The following is a 26051-nucleotide window of genomic DNA, read 5'->3' as shown; positions in this document are numbered from 1 at the left end:
ATCTTTTGTCAGGCAGCTTCTGCAACGGTGCTGCTGCTCTTGCTCACGGACGAGCGGATCAGATGGTCGAAGGCACTGAGTGCGGCCGTCGATCCGGCGCCCATGGCGATGATGATCTGCTTGTAAGGTACGGTAGTGCAGTCTCCCGCAGCAAACACACCGGGCAAACTCGTCTGGCCCCGATCATCGATGACGATTTCGCCACGCGGTGACAAGGTGATGGCGTCGGCCAACCACTCCGTATTGGGCAGTAGTCCGATCTGCACGAAGATGCCTTCCAGGTCGACCCGGTGCGAATCGTTGCCGATGCGGTCCTTGTAGACAAGGCCGGTCACTTTCTGCCCATCACCCAGCACTTCGGTGGTCTGCGCGCTGGTCAGCACGGTCACGTTGCCCAGGCTGCGCAGCTTGCGCTGCAGCACCTCGTCAGCACGCAAGGTGGTGTCGAACTCCAGCAGGGTCACGTGGGCGACCAGGCCCGCCAGATCGATCGCCGCTTCGACCCCGGAATTGCCACCGCCGACCACCGCCACACGCTTGCCCTTGAACAGCGGGCCATCGCAGTGCGGGCAGTAGGCAACCCCCTTGTTGCGGTACTGGTCCTCGCCAGGGACGTTCATCTGCCGCCAGCGCGCGCCGGTGGACAGGATCACCGACTTCGACTTCAGCACGGCGCCATTTTCCAGCTGCACCTGCACCAGCCCGTCGTCGCCGGCGGCCACCAGCCCCGTCGCGCGCTGCAGGTCCATGATGTCCACGTCGTATTCGCGCACGTGCTGTTCCAGGGCCATGGCCAGCTTGGGGCCCTCGGTCTCCTTGACCGAAATGAAGTTCTCGATCGCCATGGTGTCCAGCACCTGGCCGCCGAAACGCTCAGCGGCCACGCCGGTGCGGATGCCCTTGCGCGCGGCATAGATCGCCGCTGCAGCACCGGCCGGCCCGCCGCCGACAACCAGCACATCAAACGCTTCCTTGGCGGCGATCTTCTGCGCATCGCGCTTGGCAGCACCGGTATCCAGGCGCGCCACGATCTGCTCCAGCGTCATGCGGCCCTGGTCGAACAGCTCACCGTTGAGATACACGGTGGGCACGGACATGATCTGTCGCTGCTCCACTTCGTCCTGGAACAGCGCACCGTCGATGGCCACGTGCTGCACGCGCGGATTGAGCACTGCGGCAAGATTCAGCGCCTGCACCACATCGGGGCAGTTCTGGCAGGAGAGCGAAAAATACGTTTCGAACCTGTACTCGCCTTCCAGGTTGCGCACCGCCTCGATGACCTCGGCCGTCGCCTTGGACGGGTGACCGCCCACCTGCAGCAGTGCCAGCACCAGCGAGGTGAACTCGTGGCCCATCGGCAGGCCGGCGAAGGTCACATGGATGTCTTCGCCCGGGCTGCCCAGGTCGAACGAGGGCACGCGGCCCTGGCCGTCGCGCAGGACGTCCAGCGAGATATTGTCGGACAGGCTGTCCAGCGTGGTCAGCAGTTCCAGCATTTCCTGTGCCTTGGCACCGTGATCCACGCGCGCGGTGATCTGGATCGGGCGGGTGACGCGCTCCAGGTAAGTCTTCAGCTGCGACTGCAGGTTGGCATCCAACATGGTTTTCTCCTGGCTTCAGGCAAACAGGGGGCGTGGCGCCGCTGCACAAGGTAGCGGACCAGCGAGGGGTAGGGGTGAACCCAAGACGCCTGTGGAAGGGGCTGGCGGTGGCTGGCGCCGGCGTCTTGGGTTCACCCCCACGCCCGCACGGGGCGGGCATGGGAGCGAGGGGGCAGCTTAGATCTTGCCGACAAGGTCAAGCGACGGGGTCAGGGTCTTCTCGCCTTCCTTCCACTTGGCCGGGCAGACCTGGTTCGGGTTGGCGGCGGTGAACTGGGCAGCCTTCAGCTTGCGCAGGGTCTCGGACACGTCACGGGCGATCTCGTTGGAGTGGATCTCCATGGTCTTGATCACGCCTTCCGGATTGATCACGAACGTGCCACGCAGGGCCATGCCGTCTTCCGGGATGTGCACGCCAAAGGCGTTGGTCAACTGGTGGGTCGGGTCGCCAACCAGCGGGAACTGGGCCTTGCCAACGGCCGGCGAGGTTTCGTGCCAGATCTTGTGGGCGAAGTGCGAGTCGGTGGTGACGATGTAGACCTCGGCACCGGCCTTCTGGAACTCGGCGTAATGATCCGCCGCGTCTTCGATCTCGGTCGGGCAGTTGAACGTGAAAGCAGCCGGCATGAAGATCAGGACGGACCACTGGCCCTTCAGCGTGCTGTCGGAAACCTTGATGAACTCGCCATTCAAGTAAGCGTTGGCTTCGAACGGCTGGATCTGGGTGTTGATCAGGGACATGGATATTCCTCTTGGGTGAAGGGGACTGGGTGAAATCGACAGGGACTACATTACCGGCTCCAATTCAATAAGGACAATCCATTGATCGCATCTATTCAATAGGCATTGGCTATCTAAATAGCCCGTCGTGACGAGGTTCACCCCACCGGAGCGTCGGGAAAGCCTTGTCGCACGGCGCTCTTGAGGTCCCATGGCTGCTTCGGTCGATAGGTCGCGCTTATTTCAGACCCCCACCTGCAGCTGAACGCGGTGGCCCGTCACTCAGGCGATGCAGGACGGGGTGGCGCTGGGTGAGCTGATTGCGTCGCAGCCGCTGGGCTAAGCTGCGCGCCCCTGCAGGTTGAGTCCGATGAACGCGTTTTCCCCGGTTTCAGTACGTGATGTCCTTGCCGATGCCACCGCTAGGCTGTCCGGGCCGGATGCCCGGCACGAGGCGGAGCTGTTGTTGCTGCATACGCTGCAGTGCGCCCGCTCCTGGCTGTTCGCGCACGCAGCCGATCCGTTGGGTGATGCTGACCGCGCGCGGTTCAGCGCGCTGGTGGCGCGCCGCGCGGAGGGTGAGCCGGTGGCGTACCTGACCGGACGCCGTGGCTTCTGGACCCTGGATCTGGACGTTGACGGGGCGACCCTCATACCGCGTCCGGAAACCGAGCTGCTGGTCGAGTTGGCACTGGCGCGCTTGCCGTTGGACAGGCCATTGGAGGTGGCCGATCTGGGAACGGGAAGTGGCGCCATCGCCCTGGCCGTGGCCAGCGAGCGGCCGAACGCACGGGTGCTGGCGACCGACTTCAGTGAGGCGGCGTTGGCGGTGGCCGCCCGTAATGCCCAACGCCATGCGTTGACCACGGTGCGCTTTGCCCACGGATCCTGGCTGGTACCGCTGCAGGGCCAGCGCTTCGACCTGATCGCCAGCAACCCGCCTTACATCCGCAGCGACGATCCCCACCTGCAGCAGGGTGATCTGCGCTTCGAACCCGCCACCGCGCTGGCCTCCGGTGAAGATGGCCTGGCTGATATCCGGCTCCTCGTCGCCGGTGCCATGCAGCACCTGCACGCAGGTGGCTGGCTGCTGCTGGAACACGGCTGGAACCAGGGCGCGGCCATCTGCTTGCTGCTTCAGCAGGCAGGGTGGGACGCGGTGGAGACCGTGCAGGACCTGGAGCAGCGCGACCGGGTCACGCTGGGTCGACGGCCGGCCTAGAATGGAGGCTCTCCTGCCGCGCGCAGGGCACCACCATGGAGTTGCACACATGCGTACGCTGTACCCCGACATCGCCCCGTACGACCAGGGCACGCTGAAGGTCGATGACCGCCACACGCTGTATTTCGAACAGTGCGGCAACCCGGACGGCAAGCCGGTGGTACTGCTGCATGGCGGCCCCGGTGGCGGCTGCAGCGACAAGATGCGCCGTTTCCACGATCCGGCGAAGTACCGCATCATCCTGTTCGACCAGCGCGGCTCGGGCCGGTCCACGCCGCACGCCGATCTGGTGGACAACACCACCTGGGACCTGGTGGCGGACATCGAAAAACTGCGCGAGCACCTGTCCGTCGAGAAGTGGCAGGTGTTCGGCGGCAGCTGGGGTTCCACCCTGGCGCTGGCCTATGCGCAGACCCATCCGGACAAGGTAAGCGAGCTGGTGCTGCGCGGCATCTTCATGCTGCGTCGTTGGGAGCTGGAATGGTTCTATCAGGAAGGCGCGAACCGGCTGTTCCCGGATGCATGGGAGCACTACCTCAAGCCCATCCCCGCCGTTGAACGGCATGACCTGATCTCGGCGTTCCACCGCCGCCTGACCAGTGACGACGAAGCCACCCGGTTGGCGGCGGCCAAGGCGTGGAGCGTGTGGGAGGGTGCGACCAGCTTCCTCCACGTGGACGACGACTTCGTCAACAGCCATGAAGATCCGCAGTTCGCGCTGGCCTTCGCGCGCATCGAAAACCACTACTTCGTCAACGGTGGCTTCTTCGAGGTGGAAGACCAGCTGCTGCGCGATGCGCATCGCATTGCCGACATCCCGGGCGTGATCGTGCATGGCCGCTATGACGTGGTGTGCCCGCTGGCCAATGCCTGGGACCTGACCAAGGTGTGGCCGAAAGCCAAGCTGGACATCACCCCGGCATCGGGGCACTCGGCGTTCGAAGCCGAGAACGTGGACGCGCTGGTGCGGGCGACGGATTCGTTCGCCTGAGCCAGCCGCGGTAGTGACGGCCGCTGGCCGTCAACGGATGCGGGTGAACCTGCATCCGGTCGGGTGACGGCACCTCGTCGTCACCCACCGGCCGTTCCCGTGTCACCACTCTCCGGCCAACAACGCATCAGCCAGCACCTTCAGCTTCGGTGACGCCTGCCGCGACGGCGGGTAGACCAGCGACAGCGCACGACTGCGTCCTTCAAAGGGTTGCAGCACGCGCTGCAGCGTGCCGGCCGCCAAGGCATCGGCCACCGCGAAATCCATCACCTGCACGATACCCACACCGGCCACTGCCGCTTCCACCAGCGGGTCGCCGCTGTCGAACACCATCCGAGCCGGGGCGGTGAACTCGCGCAGCCGGCCGTCTTCGCGGAATTGCCAGTCGACCAGCCGTCCGCTGCGCAGGTTGCGCACGGCCAGGCACACGTGGTCATGCAGCGCATCGACGGTGGCGGGTGCGCCGTGCCGGGCCAGGTAACCGGGCGCGGCCACCGTGACCCAGTGCAGTGGACGCAGGGGGCGAGCGACCATGCGCACATCGCTGATCGGCCCGGTGCGCACTGCGGCATCGAAGCCCTCGTCCACCAGATCGACCAGCCGATCGTTGAGCACCAGCTCGAACTGCAGCAGCGGATGCTCGGCCATCAGCCTGCCGGCCAGTGGCACCAGCACCTTGCGACCGAACATCGACGGCGCGGTGAGCTTGAGGATGCCGGAGGGCGTGCAGGGGCGGTCCCCCAAACGCCGCTCAGCGTCTTCCAGACCGGACAACAACGGCGTGCAATGGTCGACAAACTGACGGCCATCCGGGGTCAGGCTGACATTGCGCGTGTTGCGGTTGAGCAGGCGCACGCCAAGCTCCGTTTCCAGCCGCCCGATCGCACGCGACAGCCCGGACTGACTGATGCCCAGCTGACCCGCCGCCACGGTGAAGCTGCGGGCGTCGGCGACCTGCACCAGCATGCGCACGGCATTGAGATCCATTGCTGACCTTTGATTGATGCCTGTATGCATTACAGAAATCGAAGTATCGGGGTTTCTTTGTCGAGCGTCATCAATGAGACTGCGCACCTCCCCGCAGTCCCCATCGGCATGAACCCACGTATCCCGTTGTTTCCGGCCCGTCTCGCGCTGACCCTGCTGGCCATGGCCCAGCTGATCATCGCGCTGGATGCCACGATCATCTTCGTCGCGTTGCATGAGATGGGCATCCAGCTGGACATCAATGCGCAGCAGTTGCAGTGGATCGTCAGTGCCTACACCGTGGCGTTTGGCGGCTGCCTGTTGCTGGGAGGGCGGGCGGCGGATCTCCTGGGGCGTCGCCGCCTGTATCGCATCGGCATGGCGCTGTTCGCACTGGCCTCACTGGTCGGTGGGCTGAGCAGCAGCGCAGGCATGTTGATCGCGGCCCGCGCGGTGCAGGGCATCGGTGCGGCCCTGCTGTTCCCGGCCACGCTCTCACTGATCAACACGATCTACGCCGAGGGCGCGGCGCGCAACCGGGCGCTGGCGATCTGGAGCATGGCCAGCGCGGCGGGGCTGGCCCTGGGCACGTTGCTCGGAGGGGTGCTGACGCAGTTCTTTGGCTGGTCATCGGTGCTGCTGGTGATCGTGCCCGTCGCCGCGGCGTGCGCCGGGTTGGCGGGACGCTGGTTGCCGCAGGATGCGGCGGTGCCCTCGGGTCGCTCCTTCGACCTGGCCGGCTGCGCGACGGTGACCTTGGGCGGCAGCCTGCTGGTGACCACGCTGGTGCAGGGGCCCGAGTGGGGCTGGACGGCGCCGCTGACGCTTGCGTGCCTGCTGCTGTCGGTCGCCCTGCTGTGGGTCTTCGTGCAGATTGAAAAGCGCAGCCGCGATCCGTTGATGCAGTTCGCGCTGCTGCGGCTGCGCAGCCTGCGTGCGGCCATGCTGCTCACGATGTTGTTCATGAGCAGCTTCGGCGTGCAGTACTACTTCCTTGCGTTGTACTTCCAGGATGGCTACGGCTGGTCACCGCTGCAGGCCGGGTTGGCGTTCCTGCTGCCCACGCTGGTATGCACCTACGGCATCAGCGTGGCCGAACGCATGCTCAGCCGACGCTCACCGCGGCAGGTGCTCGCGCTTGGCATGGGCGCTGGCGCGCTCGGCATCGCCGGCGTGGCGCTGGCCTTGCCGCATGGCCAGACCTACTGGGCACTGCTGCCGGGCATCGTCGTGCTCAGCCTGGGCCAAGGCATGACCTGGACGGCGATGTGGATTGTCGCGGGGCAGGGTGTGCCGGCGGCGCAGCAGGGCGTTGCCTCGGGCATGGCGGCCACGGCCCAGCAGATCGGGGGGGCGCTGGGGCTGGCGGTGCTGGTGATGGCGGCCAACGCCGGGCGCACCGCTGGTGCCGCCGGTTCAAGTGTGGAGGCGCTGCAGGGCTTGATCTCTGCGCAGTACGGTGCAGCGCTGTTCGCGCTGCTGGGCGTGGCGGTGGCGTTGTGGCTGCGTCCGTCGCGATGACGGGATGATGGACGTGGGCCGTCATGGGACCCGCGGCTGACGGCCAGCGGCCGTCACTACCAAGGCCCGTGGCCGTCGTTGCCGAGGCATTGGATCAGCCGAGCAGTACCGGCTGCAGCGCGGTGAAAATGCGCGCCAGCCTGTCCGCCCATGCCTGCTGGCCGGCGGTATCGGCGATCAGGTCCTGGCGGATTTCCAGTTCCACGTGCAGCAGGCCCCGTCCTTCGCCATGCACAGGCACGGCGTAGTCGCTGGTGCTGCTCACTGCGTACGGCTGGTTGTCACCGACCACCAGGTCGTCCTCGTCGCGCAGCGCGTGCAACAGCGCATCGGCCATGCGCGTATCGCGGTGGTACAGCACGCCGGCATGCCACGGCCGCTCCACGCCGTTCATCCTGGGGGTGAAGCTGTGCATCATCACCAGCAGGGTCGGACGCGATGCGGCATGCCGCGCGTCCAGCTCGTCGTCGATGCGCGCATGGTATGGCGCGTGGATGGCATCGATGCGTTGTTGCCGCTCGGCGGCGTACAGGGCCGCATTCCCCGGAACCACCGTGTGGTCGCTGGTTTCAGGCATCAGCGTGGGGGACGTCAGCGGGCGGTTGCAGTCGATCACCAGCCGCGAATACGTCTGTTCGATGGCCCACGCATCCAGCCGTTCGGACAGTGCACGGGTGGTGCCGGCGATGCCGATGTCCCAGCCGATGTGCCGGTCCAGCTCGGCCTGCGGCAGGCCCAGTGCACGCAATGCATGCGGCACGCACTGGCCGGCGTGGTCGGCCAGCAGCACATACGGCGAGGTGCCCTGCGGGCGGTGGATGGCGAACACCGGCGGGTCGTCCGCGCCCAGCAGGGACGGCGCTTGGCGCAGATCGGCATCAGCCACGCGGGGTGCCATCCAGATGATGGTCGATCATCCACAGGCCCGCCCACAGCTTGGCATCCAGCTCGTAGCCTTCGCCGATCTTCTGCACCAGCCAGGCAGCGGCGTTGGCGCGTGGGATCTCATGCACGGTGATGTCCTCGCTGTCATCGCCGCCGCCGACACCCACCCGGCTCAGGCCGGTAGCGCGTACGAAGGCGATCTTCTCGCTGCTCGCGCCGGACGACGTCGGCCCGATCATCAGCACCTCGGCATGCTCGGCCGTCCAGCCGGTTTCTTCTTCCAGCTCGCGCACGGCGGACAGTTCAATGGACTCACCTGCGTCGATGTCACCGACCAGGCCGGCCGGCATTTCGATCGTCCTGGCTTGCAGGGGCACGCGGAACTGCTCGACGAACAGCACCGTGTCCTGCGGGGTGACCGCGATGATGATCGCAGCCAGACCACCGGCGTGGGTACGCTCGCTGTATTCCCAGGTGCCGCGCACGACCATGCGCTGGTACTTGCCTTCGAAGACGACGCGAGGGGCTTCGGTGTTGCGCTGGCTCATGCGAACTCGCTCGATGTGGGGTAAGGGGCTGGCGCGCTGGTGTCCCCGAGGCCGGCCACGGCGAACAGCCGCCGGCGGGTCAAGGGGCCGAAGCGCAGCGTGCTGCACAGGCCGTCAAGCAGCTGTGGATCCACCTCGTCGCGCAACAGGCCGCTGACCGTGCCGTCCAGTGGTGCATCCAGTGCGATGGTGGTCAGCTGCCGCCACAGCAGGGCGTGCTCGCGCTGCTCGCGCAGTCGCACCGCCATCTGGGCCGCGCCACGCAGGCGCAGGAATGGCACTTCGTCCAGTCGCTCGTACAAGGCGTCCAGGCTGCCGAAGTGGGCCAGCAGCACGGCGGCGGACTTGCTGCCCACGCCGGTGATGCCGGGAATGTTGTCGACCGCATCACCGCACAGCGCAAGGTAATCGGCGACCTGGTGCGCATGCACGCCCAGTCGGCCTTTGACGCCGTGCATGTCCCAGCGGACGTTGCGGGCGAAATCCCATTGCTCGTCCTGCTCCAGCAACAGCTGCGACAGGTCTTTGTCTGCGGAGATGATCAACCCGTGGTGGGTGCTGCGATGGGCGTGCAGGGCGCTGCCGATCAGGTCGTCGGCTTCGTAATCATGGTGCGCCATCACCGGCAGGCCGAGGGCCGCGCACAGGGCCTTGCAGTGGACGAACTGCCGGCGCAGGGCTTCCGGGGCCGGATCGCGGTTGGCCTTGTAGGCGGGATACAGCCGGTTGCGGTAGCCGTTGTCCAGCGCTTCGTCGAAGGCGATGGCGATGTGCTTGGGGCGCTGCCGCTCCAGCAGGTCCAGCAGGAAGCGCGCAAAACCGTGCACGGCGTTGGTGGGCCAGCCCTGCGCATCCTGGAACTCGTCCGGCATCGAATGCCAGGCGCGGAAGACGTAGATGCTGGCATCCACCAGATACAACGGCGCGCGCGGCCGCTGAGCCGTTGGCGTGCTCGACGGCAGCGGGTCATCGACCCGCTCGACAGCGCTCACGCCGTGCCCGTCCACAGCTGCAGCAGGGCCTGCGGATCGGGCCGGTCGCGTTCGGGGATCTCGGTTTTCGGGGTGCCGATATGGATGAAACCGGCGATCCCTTCTTCCTCGGTCAGTCCGAGATGGGCGTGCACGGCTGCGTCGAAGGCCATCCAGCCGGTCAGCCACTGGGCGCCGAAGCCCAGTGCCTGTGCGGCCTGCAGCAGGGCGAAGCAGACACAGCCGACCGTCATCAGCTGCTCCTCGGCGGGCACCTTTGCATCCGGGCGGATACGGCTGACGACGGTGATGACCAGCGGGGCATGGTTGAACCGTTGGCGGTCCTTCTCCAGCTGCGCGGACGACACCTGCGGGTCACGTTGCTGCGCACGTTCTACAAGGAATTCGCCCAGCGCCGCGCGTGCGTCGCCGTCGATCTGCAGGAAGCGGAAGGGCACGCGCTTGCCGTGGTCGGGCACACGGACGGCCGATTCGAGCATGCGCAGCACCGTGGCGGCGTCCGGGCCAGGCTCGCCCAGCTGGCGCGAAGGCACCGAACGGCGTGCATCGAGGGCGGTCAGGGCAGCAGGATCGGACATGCGGGAGCCAGTCAGTAAAGCGGAACCCTGAGTATAGCGACGTCACCTGGCGGGGCCGGGAAGGCAGTCAGCTACGGGCAAGGGTGGGGGGCGCCACCCCCGTGTGAACGGAGCCCGGAACCTGCGCTCCCAGTGCCTCGCGGCTTAATCATTCATCACAGGTCGCCGGGTATAGTGGCCTGCGTCAGCCGGCCCGTGCCGGCCTCCCCTTCCCAGTGACAGAATGTGATGTCCATCAGGCTCCATTTTACCCGTGCCTGCGCCATGGCGCTCGCGCTGCAGCCCCTGCACCGCTTACGATACGTATGTTGTGAGTTGCCCGGTCGCGGGGTTTGGAAGTGAGGACTGATTCACTGTCTGCGGCGGGGCGGACGACGTACCATCGAGCAGTTGACGCCGGGGAGGCGTCAGCTGTCATGTCATCGCTGCAGCATCCAGTTTCGCCGAAGGTGGGGAGCCTTCACGCATGGTGACGCCCAGTCCGATGGGAACGCCGGGACGCGACGTGACCCAGCTCATGCTGGTGCGCGAAGCGACCCTGCCCGCGCTATCGCTTGCATTCACGACCGTGCTCGCACGGTTCGACGACGTGCTGTTCGACCGTGCCGCAACGGCCGGCTCCTCGCAGCTGTTGTTCCTGGATGGCATGCGCGAGCTGCGCCGACGGCGCGACGATATCGGCAATGGCTTCATCGCCCATCTGGAACGCAGCTGGGATGCCTTTGCTGCCGGTACACCGTTGTCGGCCGAGGTGACCTTGTCCGGGCAAGGCGACGAAGTGCTGAGCCTGGTGGGTGAGCATGAACTGGAATCGCGCCTGGCGGCGCGGCAGTTCGCCACCATCCTGTTGCGCGATTTCAAATCCGTGCTGGGCCGCCTGGATCGGCGGCTGGGTTTCATCGGCGGCGGTCTCGAGCTGGATGCGGATACCAATCCGATCAGCCCCGAACATCTGGGCGTGGCGGTGCACGAGGCGTTCGCCGATTGCGAGCTGGCTCCGGAAGTCCGCCTGGTCCTGATCAAGTTGTGCGAGCGCGATCTGCACGGCCCGGTGGGCAAGATCTACGAAAAGGTGGACGACCATCTGGTCAAGGCGGGGGTGATGCCGAACATGGCAACGCCACGCCGGCAGCCACCGCCGCCACCGCGCCCGCAGCATGCCGCTGCCGCGCAAGGCATGCTGGATGACTTGGTGGAACACCGCCAGGCACCGGGCGCGGACGCCTATGAAGGGCAGGATGATGGCCAGGCCGCACCGGCGTGGGCGCAACGGTTCACGGACCGCTGGGCGCAGCAGCGCGGTTCGCTGCAGGGCATGCCGGATGACGGTGAAAGTGGACCCTCGGGGCAGGGCGGCGAACAAGGCATGCTGCTGGATGCGTTGCATGAGTTGCTGCGCCAGACCCGCCACGTACGCGAGGACGCTACGTCCGCCGCACAGGTAGCGGTGGGGCAGCAGCGTCCGTTGAGCCAGCGCGAAATGATGTCGGTGCTCTCGCTGCTGCAGGCCACGCCCAGCGCCACCTTGCGCGCAGCCATCGGCGAAGACGGCGAGTCACTGGCGCAACGGTTGAAGAGCGAAGTGCTGTCCAACGCGACCCAGCTGGGCATGGACCCCAGCCAGGCCCGGTTGGACCCGCAGGACGAAGACGCGATCGATCTGGTCGGCATGCTGTTCGACGTCATGCTGGACGAACGTGAGTTGGAAGGCCGCTCGCGCGAGCTGATCGGTCGCCTGGTGGTGCCGTTCGTGAAGGTCGCGATGCTGGACAGGCGCATGTTCGTGCAGAAGACCCACCCCGCGCGCAAGCTGCTCAACTCGCTGGCCGAGGCCTGCGAAGGCAATACCGGCGAAAGCCAGGCCGAGCGCGTGTTGATGGGCAAGGTCGAAGAAATCATTGAACGACTGGTCGCCGAGTTCAACGAGAACTTGGCGATCTTCCTCACCCTGGAAGAAGAATTCCGCGACTTCCTGGCCCAGCACCGTCGGCGGATCGAGATCGCCGAGCGTCGTGCAGCGGAGACGCAGCGTGGCCAGGAGAAACTCGAACTGGCCCGTGCACGCTCCAGCGCCGAGCTGGATCGGCGCATCGCCGACGCGACGCTGCCGCAGGCGATCGCCGAGTTCCTGCGCCAGCCGTGGCAGCATCATCTGACCTTGGCGCTGCTGCGCGAGGGCGACGATGGGGCATCGGTGGCCGAAGCCCTGGCGCTGGCCGATGGGTTGCTGGATGAAGTCGCCGAGGCGCGGCGCAAGATCGTCGGCAAGCCGTGGTTGCAGGCATGGCAGCCGGCACTGGGGCGGGTGTTCACCAGTGTCGGCGTGCACGGTGACGGCGCGGCACGCGCGATCGATGCGCTGCACGACACGCTGCAGAGCATCGCCGAGTCGCGTCCCGAGCTGGAGCGCGCGCTGCCGGATTTGCCGCAGGGCATGCTGCCGCCGCCGCCGCCCACCGACCCCACCTCTGCGGAAGTGACCGCATCGGTGGATGACGACAACTTCGATAATGCCGACGCCGATCGTTTCCGTCGCATGGAGATCGGTATCTGGCTGGACTTCATCGACAAGGACGGCAAGCTGCAGGCCGGCAAGCTGTCGTGGATCAGCCCGATCTCCCAGCGGCTGCTGTTCGTCAACCGCCGCGGCGTCCGCTTCTGCGTCGCCTCCCCGGAAGAACTGGCCGTCATGGTGCGCCTCGGCCGCCTGCGCCCGCACGTAGACCACGGCGCGTTCGACAGCGCCATGCAAGGCGTGATCGACCGCCTGGATCCTCAGGCCAACCGCACCGTGCATTGAAAAAAAGGGGACGGAGGGGATTAAGTCGTAATCGGCCAAGCCGATTACGACTTAATCCCCTCCGTCCCCTTTTTCGTTCTTTGGACTGAGGTATGGTTCACGGACGTTCACGGTTTGGGTATGGCTTGATGCGAAGCAAGGCGGGTGGCTGCTTGCTGTAGGTTTACTCAATGGAGGGAGGACAAGGATGCTGTTGGAGTCCGTTGTGGGGATGGATCGTTGCTGAGCTCGCTAAAAGGGTGCGTCAATTCAATGCGTAGTTGCCCAGCTGGACATGATCCAAGTTCGGAAGTCGGTAGGTTGTCATGCCGATGAGGACGCGGGCCGCCTTCGCTCTCATGGTGATTCCTCTAACTGCCGTCGCTGTCATTGGATTCTGGCTGTGGCAGCAGCTCAGGGTTGATGAATGCCACGACCAGGGTGGGCGTTGGGTGTACGCAGAATCCAGGTGTGATCTCAGATGACGGCCTGCGATTTTTCATGTCGAGGTGCAGGCTCGCTTACGAGCAGCGCTCTTTGGTTTTTAGCGGGCGACTATAGCGGGAGCAACACGTTCGAAGCTTTCTTTGCGATTCTAAGTCCGGGCAGGTGCGGGCTCGGCACTTACCCGTGGGAAACCTCGTCCGAGTCGCTGAAGAGTGCGAAATGAATTTATTCATTTATCTTGCGGGTTGGGTAGGCCTGTTTGCGGTAGGGGCGATTCCGCCCAGGTCGTGGTCAGTTATGAGGAAGGTGGTTAATGAGAAGAGGGGCGCTAGCTTCTTCTTGATGGTGGTAATTGTCAGCGCGGCTGTGGCGATGGATGTTGTCATCGTCTCTCGCATTTTCACCTGCCTTACTCAGCCATATTGCGGGCCTGGTGTGGCAAGTGGATGGATATATCTGGCAACTCTGGGTTCGGCGTATGTGTTGTTTGAGGTCGCAATATTGGCTTTAAGAACGGCGTTGCCGCCAAAGTCGCGTGGCCGCCTACGTAGGGAGGTTGAATAAAATCTTCAAGACGTCGTGGCCTGGGATCAAGATATGAAACTGGCGATGTCGGGCTTGGCTCTAGCTACCTCCACCTTTGCCGTAGGCTTCCATTTCATGTATAGCCACGCGGGGGTCGATGATAAATCCATCTACGCAGATATTCAGTCTGCGGAGGTCGATGGGCGGGGGATGGTTGGCACGTTTCTGTACCGCACCTCCAATGGACGTCGGGTTGTTGGCGTTGAGACTCGTGAAGGGGGCAGGGTGTGGGTATACCTTGGCGGAGTCGATGCGCGGGGGGGCATCTATTCAGTCCCGGGCATGGAGCAAGTCGGCGTGGAGTGCAGGCTCATTCGGAAGTTGATGCTCAGCCATCCTGTGCATCCCACTGTCGCGTCAGCCCTCAAGAATTCATGCGTCGAATAAGTGGGGCGGCGTAGCAGCGGAGATGCTGGGCGAAAGCCTTGGACTTGTGCTGATTCAAGGAGGATGGTGTAGATGTGCAACTTACAGGAGCAGGGAATGCGGAAGGCACAGGAATGCCTCAAGTCGGATCGTACTTGCAGAAGAAAGGCGGGCGCGCGATGAAGTCGATGCTCAGCTCTCTCTTCTCGCGTCTGACTCCTCTATCCGATCTGGAGCGTTTGATCCTCGAAGAGGCGAAAGCGTGCCTGAGTCCCGAAACCGCTGTGCTGTGGCAGCGTCAGGTTGATGAAATAAACGATGTCCAGCGTGCAGTAGGGGGTGGCGGTATCGCGCTCCGACGAACACTGCGTGGAAAGCCGGTATTCAATGAATCCATCGCATTCCCCAATAAAGCCGTCGCCCTGCATGTGGCAACGGTAGTGGTTCAGGTGGACGGCGGTTTTGCGCCCGTGAATGCCTTCGTAAGCAGCTCCGAGGGGTTTCTTTCTTCGATCGTCTACGAGGGAAACGCGGCGTATCTCGAACAATTGTCCAAGGCGAAGCAGGCGTTTGAGATCAGCGTTGAAGCGCACTGCATCAACGATCCAAGCGTTGTCTGAGGCAGAGGCACGGGGTGGCGGGGGATAGAAGAGTGGTTGAAGCCGCTGGGGCCTTGTGTTTTTGCCGCTTTGCTCGCCGAGCGTGGCTCGGCGCTACCCCCACCCCGATGCGCGCGCTACCATCGGGATTCATTCTTCGGCGGGGAATCGCATGTCCGTAGCGTTGCTGGGCGTCAAGGAAACCGCAGCAGGCGAGCGGCGGGTCGCGCTCACGCCGGAGACAACCAAGAAACTCGTGGCCCGGGGCGCAACCGTCTGGTTCGAACCGGGTACGGGGGTGGCGGCGGGATTCACCGATCAGGCGTATCTGGATGCGGGCGCGCTCAGCGTGGACGACAGCCGGTGGGCGGAGATCGATGTGCTGCTGTGCGTGCAGGCGCCGGACGCGACCAGGCTGCAGCGCCTCAAGTCCGGAGCCAGCGTGGTCGGTCTGTTGAATCCGGCGCGCGATGCAGGTCTGGCGGATCTGGTGGCACATCCCGGTCTGCACCTCTTCCCGCTGCAGCAGTTGCCACGCACGTCGCGCGCGCAATCGATGGATGTGTTGAGTTCGCAGGCGGGCATGGCCGGCTACAAGGCGGCGCTGATCGCGGCACAGCGTGCGCCGCGCTTCTTCCCGATGCTGACCACGGCCGCCGGCACGGTGCGCCCGGCGAAGGTGCTGGTGGTGGGGGCGGGCGTGGCGGGTCTGCAGGCGATTGCCACCGCGCGTCGGCTGGGCGCGCAGGTTGAAGGCTTCGACGTGCGGCCGGAGACGCGTGAGCAGATCCAGTCGCTGGGTGCACGTTTTCTGGATCTCGGGGTCAGTGCGGCGGGCGAGGGCGGTTACGCGCGTGCGCTGACCGATGAAGAACGCGCGCTGCAGCAGCAGCGCTTGGCCGACCATCTGCGTGGCGTGGATGTGGTGATCTGCACGGCGGCGGTGCCGGGACGGACGGCGCCGGTGATCCTGAGCCAGGCGATGGTGGAAGGGATGGCCCCTGGCAGTGTGATCGTGGACCTGGCAGCGGAGAGCGGTGGCAACTGCGCGCTGACGGTGCCGGGCGAGTGCATCGAGCACGGCGGGGTGATGGTGGATGGGCCGCTGAACCTGGCCAGCCTCGGCGCCACGCACGCTAGTGAGATGTACGCGCGGAATGTGCTGAACTTCGTCAGCCTGTTCGTGCAGGAGGGTGAGGTCCGGTTTGATTGGGACGATGAGCTGCTGGCAAAGACGCGCTGGGTGGCGGCTGGCTGACGGCGCGGTGCCCGGGAGAGCAGCCGACTGAAGTCGGCTCTACCGAGCAGAGGCGAGCAGAGCCGAGCAGAGAAGAGAAGAGCAGAGCAGAGCAGAGAAGAGCAGAGCCGAGCCGAGCAGGGCCGGGCCGGGCCGGGCCGGGCAGATCAGAGCCGTGCGAGCCAAGCCAAGCCAAGCCAGGACACGTCAGGTCAGTCGCGGTTGCGCGGGGGCGGCGGGTTGTCCCGCACCCACTGCTGGCGCTGGTCCTGGGTCATGCTGCCCCAACGGGTGCGCAGCTCGGCGCGCTGCTCGGGCGTCATGCCGCGCATCTTGCCGAACAGGGCGCGGGCCTGCTCCCGTTGCTGCGGACTCATGCCGTCGAAGCGACGCATGCCTTTGCGGGCCTGATCGCGCTGTTCGGGCGTCATCGCCTGCCAGCGTTGGCCGTGGTTGAGCATGCGTTGGCGCTGGTCGGGCGGAGCGCTGTTCCAGCGATCACGTAGCGGCGCCACCAGCGCATCGCGCTGGGCAGGGGGCAGCTGTTCCCATGCAGGCGGCGCAGTCTGCGCCGATACCGTCGCGCTGGCCGTCATCAGCAGCAGGGCGGCGAGCAGGAAAGAAGGGGAGGGCATCTTCATCGGTTCACTCCATCGCCAGGTCGGTGTTGCCCAGCCACAGGTAGAGGTCGGGGTTTTCATCCAGTGCGCCGCCATCGCTTTCCAGCGCCGCCACCATCGGCGCGACCGTAGAGGAGGGCGCCTCACGCATCTGCAGGCTGAGGCCGATACCCAGCGCGGCGACCCCGGCGAATGCGGTGGCCATCCACCACGCGGGGCTGCGCCGCGACGGGGCCGTGGCGTGCCGTGCGCTGCGAAGGCGGGCCAACGTGGCAGGCGACAGCGCCTGCACGGCCTGCTGGTGCAGCGCGTGCAACTGGTCGTCGGGGGGCAGGGTGCGGCTCACGTCGGGTTCTCCATCAGGGTTCTCAGCGCGTCGCGGGCGCGCGCCAAGTGGGTTTTTACGGCGCCTTCGCTGCAGCCCATGGCGCGCGCGGTGGTCGCGCCGTCCAGATCCTGCAGCACGCGCAGCGTAAAGGCTTCACGCTGGCGGGCCGGCAGCAGGCGCAGCGCCTGCACCAGCGCTTCGTACTGCGCGCGCTGCGCATGCACTTCGGCGGGACCGGGCCCTTCGTCGGCCCAATCCACCGGCTCGCCTTGGCTATCCACGTTGTCGCGCCAGAACGGCAGGCGGAAGCGGCGCCGGCGCTGCATGTCGATCACGCGGCGACGCAGGATGCTCCAGAAGAGCGGTGGCCATTCGGCGGCCGGCCTGTCGCGGTAGTCCAGCATGCGCATCAGGCTGTCCTGCACCGCGTCCAAGGCATCTTCGCGCTGGCGCAGGCCGGCCTCGGCGAAGCGGAACGCACGCGGCCCCACGCTGGCCAGGAAAGCGTCCAGCGAAGCAGGTGGTGCAGCAGCGGTGGCAGCAAGCGGACTCACCAGCACAGGGTACGGGTCCTTCATGGGGCGTACCAAGAACAACGCGCGGGCAGCGGCAAGGTTGACCGCGGGGCGCACGCGGTTCAGCGCGTGGTTATGATGGGGCTACATCACAGAGCGGGAGCGTTGCCGGTGAGTGACGGATTCGTAGCGCTGTACATCTTCATGCTGGCGGCCATCGCCGGCCACGTCATCATCTCGCGGGTGCCGGTGATCCTGCATACGCCGTTGATGTCCGGGTCGAACTTCATCCACGGCATCGTGCTGATCGGTGCGATGGTGGTGCTGGGGCATGCCCAGACGCCGCTGGAGAAGATCCTCGGTTTCTTGGCGGTCGTGCTGGGTGCCGGCAATGCGGCCGGCGGCTATGTGGTCACCGCGCGCATGCTGGAAATGTTCAAGCCGAGCGTCAAGCCGGCCGACACCGACGCCAGTAAGGAGTCGCAGTCGTGAACATCAGCACCCCTGAGCTGCTCGACTGGCTGGTCAAGGCCAGCTACCTCGTCGCTGCCACCCTGTTCCTGCTCGGCCTGCAGCGCATGGCATCGCCGGTGACCGCGCGCAGCGGTATCCGCTGGGCGGGCGTGGGCATGCTGCTGGCCACGGTGGCGACGTTCTTCCTGCCTGAGTTGCACAACATCCCGCTGATCCTGGTTGCGCTGGCGTTGGGGGGCGGGCTGGCGTGGTGGTCGGCTGGCAAGGTCGCCATCACCGACATGCCGCAGATGGTGGCTTTGTACAACGGCATGGGCGGTGGCTCGGCTGCGGCCATCGGCGCAGTGGAGCTGTTGCGCTGGTCAGCGCTGGCCAACCGCGATACCACGCACTGGAGCGCGCAGGCGCTGGCCGATCTGGCCGCGCGCCAGCCGTCGGCAATGGTCATCGCCTTGGCGGTGACCGGTGCGGCGATCGGCGCGGTGTCGCTGTCCGGTTCGGTGATTGCCTGGGCGAAGCTGGACGGTCGCTTGGACAAGCGGGTCACCTGGCCGGGGCAGCAGGCGCTGAACCTGATCGTGGCGCTGGCCGTGGTGATCCTGGGCATCGTGGCAGCGACCACGCTGAGCAGCTGGGCGATCGTGGCCTTCTTCGTGCTGGCGCTCGCACTGGGCGTTCTGATGACGCTGCCGATCGGCGGCGCGGACATGCCGGTGGTGATCTCGCTGTACAACGCGTTCACCGGCCTGGCGGTGTCCTTTGAAGGGTATGTGCTGGGCAACGAAGCCCTGATCATCGCGGGCATGATGGTCGGCGCGGCCGGGATCCTGCTGACGCGGTTGATGGCCAAGGCCATGAACCGGCCGATCAGCAACGTGCTGTTCTCCAACTTCGGCGGCAACGCCGGGGGCGAGGCGCAGGAAATCACCGGCGCGCAGAAGCCGATCGATGCGTCGGACGTGGCGGCGATGATGGCCTATGCCGAACGGGTGGTGGTGGTGCCGGGGTATGGCATGGCGGTGGCGCAGGCCCAGCACAAGATCTGGGAACTGGCGCAGCGGCTGATCGCACGCGGCGTGAAAGTGAAATTCGCCATCCATCCGGTCGCTGGCCGCATGCCTGGCCACATGAACGTGCTGCTGGCCGAAGCCGGTGTGCCGTACGACCTGATCGCGGACATGGATGACATCAATCCGGAGTTCCCCAACACCGATGTGGTGCTGGTGATCGGCGCCAACGACGTGGTGAACCCGGTGGCGCGCACCGATCCGGCAAGCCCGATCTACGGCATGCCGATCCTGGACGTGGTGAACGCGCGCAACGTGGTGGTGATCAAGCGCGGCCGCGGGACGGGGTTTGCGGGGATCGAGAATGCGCTGTTCTATGCGGACAACACGCGGATGCTGTACGGCGATGGCGCAGCGGCGGCGAGCAGCCTGGTCAGCGAATTGAAGGCGCTGGATGGCGGGCACTAGGGTCCCGGAACCGCCCGGCGGACAGCAAGTCCGGTAGCGCCGAGCCGTGCTCGGCGGAACGTGTCCGGTAGCCGTGATGAAGAGCCGCCGAGCGTGGCTCGGCGCTACGGAAGCGCACCGCACGCAGATGCTGTCCGGCGGTCACCAAGTCCGGTAGCGCCGAGCCGTGCTCGGCGGAACGTGTCCGGTAGCCGGGGACACCCGCCCCCGCGTCAGCGGCGGCCGCGCGCGCCCAGCCAGGCGCCGAGCAGCATCGCGACCGGCAGCCACGCCCAGTCCATCACCTCATTGGCCAGGGTGATCAGGGTCCAGGCCAGATGAGGTCCCATCCGCAGGGCGGACGCTACCGGTGCCAGGCCCATCGAGCCGCCCAGCCAGGCGCTGGCGATGCACCACCACGCCAATGCAGTCACCAGCAGCGTGCCGACGGTCACCAGGACGGCGCGCAACGCGCCGCCGCGCAGCGTGCCCAGCTGCAGCATGAACACCAGGTCCAAGGCGACCAGCACGGCCATCCAGCCCATCTGGCGGCCGGTCAACAGGGCCAGGAACACCCAGGCCAGCAGGGCGGTGCCGGCCCCGAGCAGATACATCAGGGGCCAGAGCCAGGTTACGGTCCTGGTGCGTACAGCAGCAGAGTGCATGCGGATTTCCCGTTGGTAGCCAACAGGATACTGGGTTTGCCGCAGTGCACGGGCGGGCGCCGGGCCGCTGGGCTAAAATGTCGGCTTGCGCGGCACGTCCGCAGCCCCCACATCGAGCCTCATGTACTCCCGCAGCAGTGAACCAGTCCACTTCGAACGCGACTGCGAGGCCGTCATGGTCCCGCAGGGCGAAACGGTGACCCTGCCCGCCGGCAGCTATGGCTACATCACCCAGGCCCTGGGTGGCAGCTATACGGTGTTCGTCGAAGGCAATCTTTTCCGCATCGCCGGCAAGGATGGCGATGCCATCGGCAAGGAAGCCCCCGCTCCGCTGGAGCTGCCTGACGACGCCAGCGATGAACAGGTCGAACAGCTGGTGTGGCAGCAGCTGCGCACCTGCTTCGATCCGGAGATCCCGTTCAACATCGTGGATCTGGGTCTGGTCTACGAAGTGGACCTGAAGCATCTGGACGACGGCCGCCGCGAGGTGGACGTCAAGATGACCCTGACCGCACCCGGCTGCGGCATGGGCGACATCCTGGTCGATGACGTGCGCAGCAAGCTGGAAATCATTCCGACCGTGGCGCAGGCCGACGTGGAGCTGGTGTTCGACCCGCCATGGGGCCGCCACATGATGTCCGAGTCGGCGCGTCTGGAAACCGGCATGCTCTGACCCGACCGTACCCCGCCCGCGTGGTGGAATCCCGGCAACAACCGCAACCAGAACAGGAAACATCCGGTGTCCCAGTCCAACCTCAGCTTCGACGTCACCCGCTCGGCCCACCCGCGCAGCGCCGATGAGCGCGCCGCCATCCTGGAAAAGCCGGGTTTCGGCCTGCACTTCACCGACCATATGGTGGAAGTGCGCTGGGACAAGGACACCGGCTGGCACAACGCCAATGTGCGCCCGTACGGTCCGCTGCTGCTGGATCCGGCTGCCGCCGTGCTGCATTACGGCCAGGAAATCTTCGAGGGCATCAAGGCATACCGCCATGCCGACGGCTCGGTGTGGACCTTCCGTCCCGACGCCAATGGTCGCCGCCTGCAGCGCTCGGCGCAGCGCCTGGCGCTGCCGGAGCTGCCGGTCGACATCTTCGTTGAATCATTGAAACAGCTGGTGGCGCTGGACAAGGACTGGGTGCCGTCGGCCGACGAATCCAGCCTGTACTTCCGTCCGTTCATGATCGGCGACGAGGCCTTCCTTGGCGTGCGCGGTGCACACAAGGCCGGCTACTACGTGATTGCCAGCCCGGCCGGTCCCTACTTCGCCAAGGGCGTGGCGCCGGTCGCCATCTGGTTGTCCACCGAGTACGCGCGTGCGGCCAAGGGCGGCACCGGCGCCGCCAAGTGCGGCGGCAACTACGCCGCTTCGCTGTTGCCGCAGCAGAAGGCGCAGGCACAGGGCTGTTCTCAGGTGCTGTTCCTGGACCCGACCGAAGGCAAGTACCTGGAAGAGCTGGGCGGCATGAATGTCTTCCTGGTCTACAAGGACGGCACCCTGGTGACCCCGCAGCTGTCGGGCAGCATTCTGGAAGGCATCACCCGCGAAAGCATCCTGCAGTTGGCGCGCGACCGTGGCATGAAGGTCGAGGAGCGCAAGGTCAGCATCGACGAGTGGAAGCAGGGCGTGGCCTCCGGTGAGATCACCGAGGTGTTCGCCTGCGGTACCGCTGCGGTGGTGACGCCGATCGGCCAGTTGAAGGGCGAAGGTTTCGAAGTGGGTGACATCACCGCACCGGCCGGTGAAGTGACGCTGTCACTTCGTAAAGAGCTGACCGACATCCAGTACGGTCGCTTGCCGGACCGCCATGGCTGGCTGGTCAAGCTGGCCTGATGGACTGACGGGACCCGTTCGCCGAGCATGACTCGGCGCTACCGGTACCGCGCGCCGCCACGGTAGCGCCGAGCCACGCTCGGCGGCCTGCATCCGAAAGCCCGTTCACGCAACGGGCTTTTTGTTGTCCGCAAGGTCACTGCGGGGCAGGCCAAGGACAGTCCGTGACCGTTAACTCCAGGTGAAAGTTCCTTCACCTTCACAAATTTTACACACCAAAAGTCTCATTTCAGACATTTCATGTCCCTGAAGTGGGGCTGAAACATTGTCGTGAATGGCTCGAAACGACTAGCTTCGAGACGTGGGCAGTGCACGGGGGGCTGCCCGCCCCGGTCATCGGTTCCCGCCATTGTGGTACAGCCTGCGGACCTGACCGGCCATCGCCGAATCCGGCATCCATGCCAGAACAGAAAAGGAAATCCGATGTCCCAGGTTTCGCAACCGCGTTTGCGTCAGCGTGCATTGGTCGTGATGGGAGTGTCCGTGCTTGGCTCCCTGCTCCTCGTCACCCCGGCCTTCGCCGGCGATGTCCATCTCAGCGGGCTGGCCTCCGCCCCCAGCCATAAGCAGTTCATCGTGAAATATCGCGAGGGCAGCGCGCCGCTGGCTACGCGCACCGCGCTGGCCACCTCGCTCAAGGCGGCGGCCACTGGCCTGAATGTCAGCCAGGGCCGGGCGCTGGGGCTGCAGGAAGTGCGTCGATTGGCCATCGGCCCAACCGTCGTGCGTGCCGACCAGGCACTGGATGCCGCGCAGGCTGAGCTGCTGATGCGCAAGCTTGCCGCCGACCCCAACGTGGAATACGTGGAAGTCGACCAGATCATGCGCCCGACACTGGTGCCCAACGATGCGCGGCTCGGCGAGCAGTGGGGCTTCGGCACCTCCAATGCCTCCATCAACGTGCGCCCAGCCTGGGACAAGGCCACCGGCACCGGGGTGGTCGTGGCGGTGATCGATACCGGCATCACCAACCATCCGGACCTCAATGCCAACATCCTGCCCGGCTATGACTTCATCAGCGATGCGGCGATGGCGCGCGACGGCGGCGGCCGCGACAGCAACGCCAACGACGAGGGTGACTGGTACGCGGCCAATGAGTGCGGCGCGGGCTACCCGGCCTCCAATTCAAGCTGGCATGGCACCCACGTGGCCGGCACCGTTGCGGCGGTGACCAACAACAGCACCGGGGTGGCAGGCACGGCCTTCAATGCGAAGGTGGTTCCGGTGCGTGTGCTGGGCAAGTGCGGCGGCTACACCTCCGATATCGCCGATGCCATTGTCTGGGCCTCGGGCGGTACCGTCAGCGGGGTGCCGGCCAACGCCAACCCGGCAGAAGTGATCAACATGTCACTCGGCGGGGGCGGCAGCTGCTCTACCACCTACCAGAACGCGATCAACGGCGCGGTCGGTCGGGGCACCACGGTGGTGGTTGCTGCAGGCAACGACGCCGTCAACGTCTCTTCGGCGGTGCCGGCGAACTGCGCCAACGTGATCGCGGTGGCCGCGACCACCAGCACCGGCGCGAAGGCCAGCTTCTCCAACTTTGGTGCCGGCATCGATGTTTCCGCGCCGGGCCAAGGCATCCTGTCCACGCTCAATACCGGCACCACCGTGCCGGCCAGCCCCACCTACGCCTCGTACAACGGTACGTCGATGGCGGCCCCGCACGTGGCCGGCGTGGTCGCGCTGATGCAGTCGGTCGCCCCGACGCCGCTGTCGCCGGCGCAGGTGGAAACCATCATCAAAAACACCGCGCGTGCGTTGCCAGGCGCCTGCTCCGGCGGCTGCGGCGCAGGCATCATCAACGCCGATGCGGCGGTCACCGCTGCACTGGGTGGCGGTGGCGGCAATCCGAATCCGGGCACCGGCACCGTGCTGCAGAACAACGTGGCGGTGAGCGGTCTGTCGGCCGCATCGGGCGCGGCATTGAGCTACACCGTGACCGTGCCCAGCGGTGCCACGCAATTGCGGGTGGCGATCAGTGGCGGCAGTGGCGATGCGGATCTGTACGTCCGCCAAGGCAGTGCGCCGACCGACACCGTGTACACCTGCCGGCCCTACCTGAGCGGCAACAATGAAACCTGCACCATCAACAGCCCCGCAGCCGGAACCTGGCATGTGCGGATCAAGGCCTACAGCACCTTCTCCGGGCTGACGGTGCGCGCGCAGTACTGATGGCGTAGCTTCCCTGGCACAGACGACGCCCCGGCATCCCGGGGCGTTTTTTGTGGAGAGCGTTGGACCGCGTCAGATGCGAGGACAAAGCGACGGCATGTTTCGGGGTTTGCCCGATAGGTCATCATCTTGTACGGCGGAAGCATGGACCGGTCACTTCCCTTGCTCTCCTACGAATTGCCGCCATGTCCCAATCACTCCATCCTCCGTTGCTCGCGCTCGCCACCGCTCTGGCGGCCGTCATCGGCAGCGCGGTGCCGTCCGCGTCCGCCGGTGAGGTGTACCTGCAGGGCCTGGTTTCCAGTCCAGGCAACCAGCGCCTCATTGTGGGCTATCGCGCCGGTAGTCCCCTCGCGCGCTCAAATGACGTGTCGCTGGCGGAATTGCGTGCGGACCGCGGGCCACTCCAGCAAGGTCGGTCCGGACCGCTGCAGCTTCGCGCACTGCGGCCGCTTGCGATCGGTGGCCATGTCGTGCAGCTCACCGGGGGGCCCGACAGAGTGCAGGCTGAGCAGGTGATGCGGCAGATAGCCGCCCACCCTGACGTGGCCTATGTGCAGGTCGATGCACTGCTGCAGCCCACCCTGCGGCCGGATGATCCCCGATTCACTGAACAGTGGGGCTTTGCCGACAGCGCTGCATCGATCAATGTGCAGCCGGCGTGGGATATCGCCACGGGTAAGGGGGCGGTGGTAGCGGTGGTCGACACTGGTATCACCGCCCATCCAGATCTTGATGCCAACATGTTGCCTGGCTACGACTTCATCAGTGACGCCTCCAAAGCCGGCGATGGCGATGGACGCGACGACAATCCGCGCGATGAAGGCGACTGGAACACGACCAACGAATGCCGCGGGTCCAGTTCCAGCTGGCACGGAACCCACGTGGCCGGCACAGTGGCGACGCTGACCAACAACCGCATCGGCGCGGCCGGAACCGCCTTCAACGCGAAAGTGCTGCCCGTGCGCGTGCTCGGCAGGTGCGGAGGTTACAACTCCGACATCGTCGATGGGTTGGCGTGGGCGGTGGGGGCAAAGGTCAGCGGTGTGCCGGACAACCTGACGCCGGCACAGGTGATCAATCTTTCGCTGGGTGGATTTGGTACCTGTGATCCTGCGACGCGTGATGTGATCAAGATGGCCAACGCCAATGGTGCTGTCGTCGTCGTAGCAGCAGGAAACGAGAACATCGATGTCTCCGGTTTCCGGCCAGCAAACTGCCCGGGCGCTATCGCCGTGGCAGCTACCACCAGCGTGGGTGACAGATGGTTGTCATCCAATCATGGCCCGGGCATCAGCTTGGCTGCACCGGGTCGGGCGATTCTTTCGACGCTGAACACCGGCACGACCGTACCCGAACTGCCGGGTTATGCCCGCTACAACGGGACATCGATGGCGGCACCGCACGTCGCAGGGGTCATTGCACTGATGCAGTCCGCAGCCCTCAGAACGCTGTCGCCCGATGCGATCAAACAGATTCTGACCACTACAGCCCGCGCGTTGCCAGGCACCTGTGCTGAAGGCTGTGGTGCAGGCATCGTCGATGCGCATGCGGCAGTGCTGAAGGTACAGGAGGGCGGCACGCCGGGTCCCGATCCGGATCCGCAAGAGCTGCACAACGGCGTAGCGGTGACCGGACTCGCCGGCAAGGCCGGCAGCGAATACCGGTACACCATCCGTGTTCCCGCCGGCAGTGAGCAGCTTTCTGTCTCCATCAACTCAGGACAAGGCAACGCAGATCTTTACGTGCGCTATGGCAGCCCGCCGACCGATACCGAGTACAACTGCCTACCGCAGAGCGGTGGCAATGAAGAGAGCTGCCTGCGCATTCTCCCGGGGTTGGGGCTGTGGCACGTCCGTATCAAGGCAGTGAGTGATTTCAGCGGCGTTTCGTTGATCGCCCGCTATCGATAAGACGACACCTGCCGGCGTATTTCACCGGGGGCGTAA

At 65.6% G+C, this 26051-nt stretch carries 23 protein-coding genes; 12 read left to right on the top strand and 11 right to left on the bottom strand.

All coding sequences use genetic code 11. The annotated features are described in order from the left end of the window. Positions 1-8: 8 nt before the first annotated feature. Entirely contained in the window at positions 9-1601 is a 1593-nt protein-coding gene (gene ahpF / locus ABRP17_RS05590; RefSeq protein WP_349986117.1) for an alkyl hydroperoxide reductase subunit F, read from the bottom strand. A 177-nt stretch (positions 1602-1778) separates the two neighbouring features. Beyond that, complete coding sequence (ahpC, locus tag ABRP17_RS05585) at positions 1779-2342, bottom strand: alkyl hydroperoxide reductase subunit C (RefSeq protein WP_188325009.1); 564 nt, start codon at positions 2340-2342, stop codon at positions 1779-1781. Between the two features lie 349 nt (positions 2343-2691). On the opposite strand from ahpC, the gene prmC reads away from it, so the two are divergent. Together prmC and pip are read left to right on the top strand one after the other, a co-directional pair. Beyond that, positions 2692-3543 carry a peptide chain release factor N(5)-glutamine methyltransferase gene (gene prmC, locus ABRP17_RS05580; protein WP_349986116.1) on the top strand — a complete coding sequence of 284 codons (852 nt, stop codon included), beginning with the start codon at positions 2692-2694 and terminating at the stop codon, positions 3541-3543. 49 nt (positions 3544-3592) lie between these two features. Continuing rightward, positions 3593-4534: a prolyl aminopeptidase gene (gene pip / locus ABRP17_RS05575; protein WP_188325007.1), complete on the top strand. Its 942-nt coding sequence runs from the start codon at positions 3593-3595 to the stop codon at positions 4532-4534. 102 nt (positions 4535-4636) lie between these two features. Here the strand turns inward: pip and ABRP17_RS05570 are convergent, their stop codons facing one another. Continuing rightward, complete coding sequence (locus ABRP17_RS05570) at positions 4637-5521, bottom strand: LysR family transcriptional regulator (protein WP_349986115.1); 885 nt, start codon at positions 5519-5521, stop codon at positions 4637-4639. Positions 5522-5629: 108 nt separating this feature from the next. Here ABRP17_RS05570 and ABRP17_RS05565 point away from each other — a divergent pair, with 108 nt between their 5' ends. Beyond that, a complete protein-coding gene (locus ABRP17_RS05565) occupies positions 5630-7021 on the top strand; it encodes an MFS transporter (RefSeq protein ID WP_349986114.1) in 1392 nt (463 codons plus the stop codon). 94 nt (positions 7022-7115) lie between these two features. Here the strand turns inward: ABRP17_RS05565 and ABRP17_RS05560 are convergent, their stop codons facing one another. The 4 genes from ABRP17_RS05560 to ABRP17_RS05545 are packed head-to-tail and all read right to left on the bottom strand — an operon-like array spanning position 7116 to position 10024. Further along, positions 7116-7907, bottom strand: a complete 792-nt coding sequence (locus ABRP17_RS05560; RefSeq protein ID WP_349986113.1) for an N-formylglutamate amidohydrolase — start codon at positions 7905-7907, stop codon at positions 7116-7118. Next, entirely contained in the window at positions 7900-8454 is a 555-nt protein-coding gene (locus ABRP17_RS05555; RefSeq protein WP_192094186.1) for an NUDIX hydrolase, read from the bottom strand. The genes ABRP17_RS05560 and ABRP17_RS05555 overlap by 8 nt, the downstream gene beginning before the upstream one ends. Then, on the bottom strand, positions 8451-9416 hold the full coding sequence (locus ABRP17_RS05550) for a 5'-3' exonuclease H3TH domain-containing protein (RefSeq protein ID WP_188327363.1): 966 nt from the start codon (positions 9414-9416) through the stop codon (positions 8451-8453). Before ABRP17_RS05550 ends, ABRP17_RS05555 begins: the two co-directional genes overlap by 4 nt. 26 nt (positions 9417-9442) lie before the next feature. Further along, positions 9443-10024: a nitroreductase gene (locus tag ABRP17_RS05545; protein ID WP_349986112.1), complete on the bottom strand. Its 582-nt coding sequence runs from the start codon at positions 10022-10024 to the stop codon at positions 9443-9445. Positions 10025-10490: 466 nt separating this feature from the next. On the opposite strand from ABRP17_RS05545, the gene ABRP17_RS05540 reads away from it, so the two are divergent. The 3 genes from ABRP17_RS05540 to ABRP17_RS05530 all read left to right on the top strand — a co-directional run bounded on the left by ABRP17_RS05540 (position 10491) and on the right by ABRP17_RS05530 (position 16058). Further along, positions 10491-12824 (top strand): DUF1631 domain-containing protein, encoded by a 2334-nt coding sequence (locus ABRP17_RS05540; RefSeq protein ID WP_372486909.1) that lies wholly within the window; start codon positions 10491-10493, stop codon positions 12822-12824. A gap of 1532 nt (positions 12825-14356) precedes the next feature. After that, positions 14357-14821: a hypothetical protein gene (locus tag ABRP17_RS05535; protein WP_223202911.1), complete on the top strand. Its 465-nt coding sequence runs from the start codon at positions 14357-14359 to the stop codon at positions 14819-14821. Between the two features lie 151 nt (positions 14822-14972). Next, the gene (locus tag ABRP17_RS05530; RefSeq protein WP_188324990.1) at positions 14973-16058 is read left to right on the top strand and encodes an NAD(P) transhydrogenase subunit alpha; all 1086 of its coding nucleotides are present in this window, start codon (positions 14973-14975) and stop codon (positions 16056-16058) included. Positions 16059-16249: 191 nt separating this feature from the next. On the opposite strand, the gene ABRP17_RS05525 is transcribed toward ABRP17_RS05530, so the two are convergent. Genes ABRP17_RS05525 through ABRP17_RS05515 form a run of 3 tightly spaced genes read right to left on the bottom strand, consistent with a single transcriptional unit; the run spans position 16250 to position 17563 of the window. Next, positions 16250-16678 (bottom strand): DUF3106 domain-containing protein, encoded by a 429-nt coding sequence (locus ABRP17_RS05525; protein WP_372486908.1) that lies wholly within the window; start codon positions 16676-16678, stop codon positions 16250-16252. Between the two features lie 4 nt (positions 16679-16682). Beyond that, positions 16683-17003: a hypothetical protein gene (locus ABRP17_RS05520; RefSeq protein WP_188324989.1), complete on the bottom strand. Its 321-nt coding sequence runs from the start codon at positions 17001-17003 to the stop codon at positions 16683-16685. Beyond that, entirely contained in the window at positions 17000-17563 is a 564-nt protein-coding gene (locus ABRP17_RS05515; protein WP_349985750.1) for an RNA polymerase sigma factor, read from the bottom strand. Before ABRP17_RS05515 ends, ABRP17_RS05520 begins: the two co-directional genes overlap by 4 nt. 108 nt (positions 17564-17671) lie before the next feature. Between ABRP17_RS05515 and ABRP17_RS05510 the strand changes: the two genes are divergently transcribed. Next, positions 17672-17992 carry an NAD(P) transhydrogenase subunit alpha gene (locus ABRP17_RS05510; protein ID WP_188324987.1) on the top strand — a complete coding sequence of 107 codons (321 nt, stop codon included), beginning with the start codon at positions 17672-17674 and terminating at the stop codon, positions 17990-17992. Further along, complete coding sequence (locus tag ABRP17_RS05505) at positions 17989-19449, top strand: NAD(P)(+) transhydrogenase (Re/Si-specific) subunit beta (RefSeq protein ID WP_192080861.1); 1461 nt, start codon at positions 17989-17991, stop codon at positions 19447-19449. Before ABRP17_RS05510 ends, ABRP17_RS05505 begins: the two co-directional genes overlap by 4 nt. A 212-nt stretch (positions 19450-19661) precedes the next feature. Here ABRP17_RS05505 and ABRP17_RS05500 read toward each other — a convergent pair whose 3' ends face one another. Beyond that, complete coding sequence (locus ABRP17_RS05500) at positions 19662-20093, bottom strand: hypothetical protein (RefSeq protein WP_192080862.1); 432 nt, start codon at positions 20091-20093, stop codon at positions 19662-19664. A 121-nt stretch (positions 20094-20214) separates the two neighbouring features. Between ABRP17_RS05500 and sufT the strand changes: the two genes are divergently transcribed. The 4 genes from sufT (at position 20215) to ABRP17_RS05480 (ending at position 26015) form a co-directional block, all read left to right on the top strand. Further along, on the top strand, positions 20215-20766 hold the full coding sequence (sufT, locus tag ABRP17_RS05495) for a putative Fe-S cluster assembly protein SufT (RefSeq protein ID WP_188324984.1): 552 nt from the start codon (positions 20215-20217) through the stop codon (positions 20764-20766). Between the two features lie 66 nt (positions 20767-20832). Then, the gene (locus ABRP17_RS05490) at positions 20833-21927 is read left to right on the top strand and encodes a branched-chain amino acid aminotransferase (protein ID WP_188324983.1); all 1095 of its coding nucleotides are present in this window, start codon (positions 20833-20835) and stop codon (positions 21925-21927) included. Positions 21928-22350: 423 nt separating this feature from the next. Next, complete coding sequence (locus ABRP17_RS05485) at positions 22351-24102, top strand: S8 family peptidase (protein WP_349985751.1); 1752 nt, start codon at positions 22351-22353, stop codon at positions 24100-24102. A gap of 185 nt (positions 24103-24287) precedes the next feature. Then, positions 24288-26015, top strand: coding sequence for a S8 family peptidase (locus ABRP17_RS05480; RefSeq protein WP_349985752.1), 1728 nt, complete (start codon positions 24288-24290; stop codon positions 26013-26015). The last annotated feature ends 36 nt before the right edge of the window (positions 26016-26051 follow it).

Origin of the sequence: Stenotrophomonas sp. WHRI 8082, from assembly GCF_040223995.2 — a bacterium.
Lineage (GTDB): Bacteria > Pseudomonadota > Gammaproteobacteria > Xanthomonadales > Xanthomonadaceae > Stenotrophomonas.
Note: the sequence above shows the minus strand (reverse complement) of the source record. Positions and strands in the feature narration are given on the sequence as shown.

What these genes read in the sequence shown, in the direction of transcription:
- ahpF (WP_349986117.1), bottom strand. Translation starts at nt 1,601, where the DNA reads ATGTTGGATGCCAACCTGCAGTCGCAGCTGAAGACTTACCTGGAGCGC.
- ahpC (WP_188325009.1), bottom strand. Translation starts at nt 2,342, where the DNA reads ATGTCCCTGATCAACACCCAGATCCAGCCGTTCGAAGCCAACGCTTAC.
- prmC (WP_349986116.1), top strand. Translation starts at nt 2,692, where the DNA reads ATGAACGCGTTTTCCCCGGTTTCAGTACGTGATGTCCTTGCCGATGCC.
- pip (WP_188325007.1), top strand. Translation starts at nt 3,593, where the DNA reads ATGCGTACGCTGTACCCCGACATCGCCCCGTACGACCAGGGCACGCTG.
- ABRP17_RS05570 (WP_349986115.1), bottom strand. Translation starts at nt 5,521, where the DNA reads ATGGATCTCAATGCCGTGCGCATGCTGGTGCAGGTCGCCGACGCCCGC.
- ABRP17_RS05565 (WP_349986114.1), top strand. Translation starts at nt 5,630, where the DNA reads ATGAACCCACGTATCCCGTTGTTTCCGGCCCGTCTCGCGCTGACCCTG.
- ABRP17_RS05555 (WP_192094186.1), bottom strand. Translation starts at nt 8,454, where the DNA reads ATGAGCCAGCGCAACACCGAAGCCCCTCGCGTCGTCTTCGAAGGCAAG.
- ABRP17_RS05545 (WP_349986112.1), bottom strand. Translation starts at nt 10,024, where the DNA reads ATGTCCGATCCTGCTGCCCTGACCGCCCTCGATGCACGCCGTTCGGTG.
- ABRP17_RS05540 (WP_372486909.1), top strand. Translation starts at nt 10,491, where the DNA reads ATGGTGACGCCCAGTCCGATGGGAACGCCGGGACGCGACGTGACCCAG.
- ABRP17_RS05530 (WP_188324990.1), top strand. Translation starts at nt 14,973, where the DNA reads ATGTCCGTAGCGTTGCTGGGCGTCAAGGAAACCGCAGCAGGCGAGCGG.
- ABRP17_RS05525 (WP_372486908.1), bottom strand. Translation starts at nt 16,678, where the DNA reads ATGAAGATGCCCTCCCCTTCTTTCCTGCTCGCCGCCCTGCTGCTGATG.
- ABRP17_RS05515 (WP_349985750.1), bottom strand. Translation starts at nt 17,563, where the DNA reads ATGAAGGACCCGTACCCTGTGCTGGTGAGTCCGCTTGCTGCCACCGCT.
- ABRP17_RS05500 (WP_192080862.1), bottom strand. Translation starts at nt 20,093, where the DNA reads ATGCACTCTGCTGCTGTACGCACCAGGACCGTAACCTGGCTCTGGCCC.
- sufT (WP_188324984.1), top strand. Translation starts at nt 20,215, where the DNA reads ATGTACTCCCGCAGCAGTGAACCAGTCCACTTCGAACGCGACTGCGAG.
- ABRP17_RS05485 (WP_349985751.1), top strand. Translation starts at nt 22,351, where the DNA reads ATGTCCCAGGTTTCGCAACCGCGTTTGCGTCAGCGTGCATTGGTCGTG.
- ABRP17_RS05480 (WP_349985752.1), top strand. Translation starts at nt 24,288, where the DNA reads ATGTCCCAATCACTCCATCCTCCGTTGCTCGCGCTCGCCACCGCTCTG.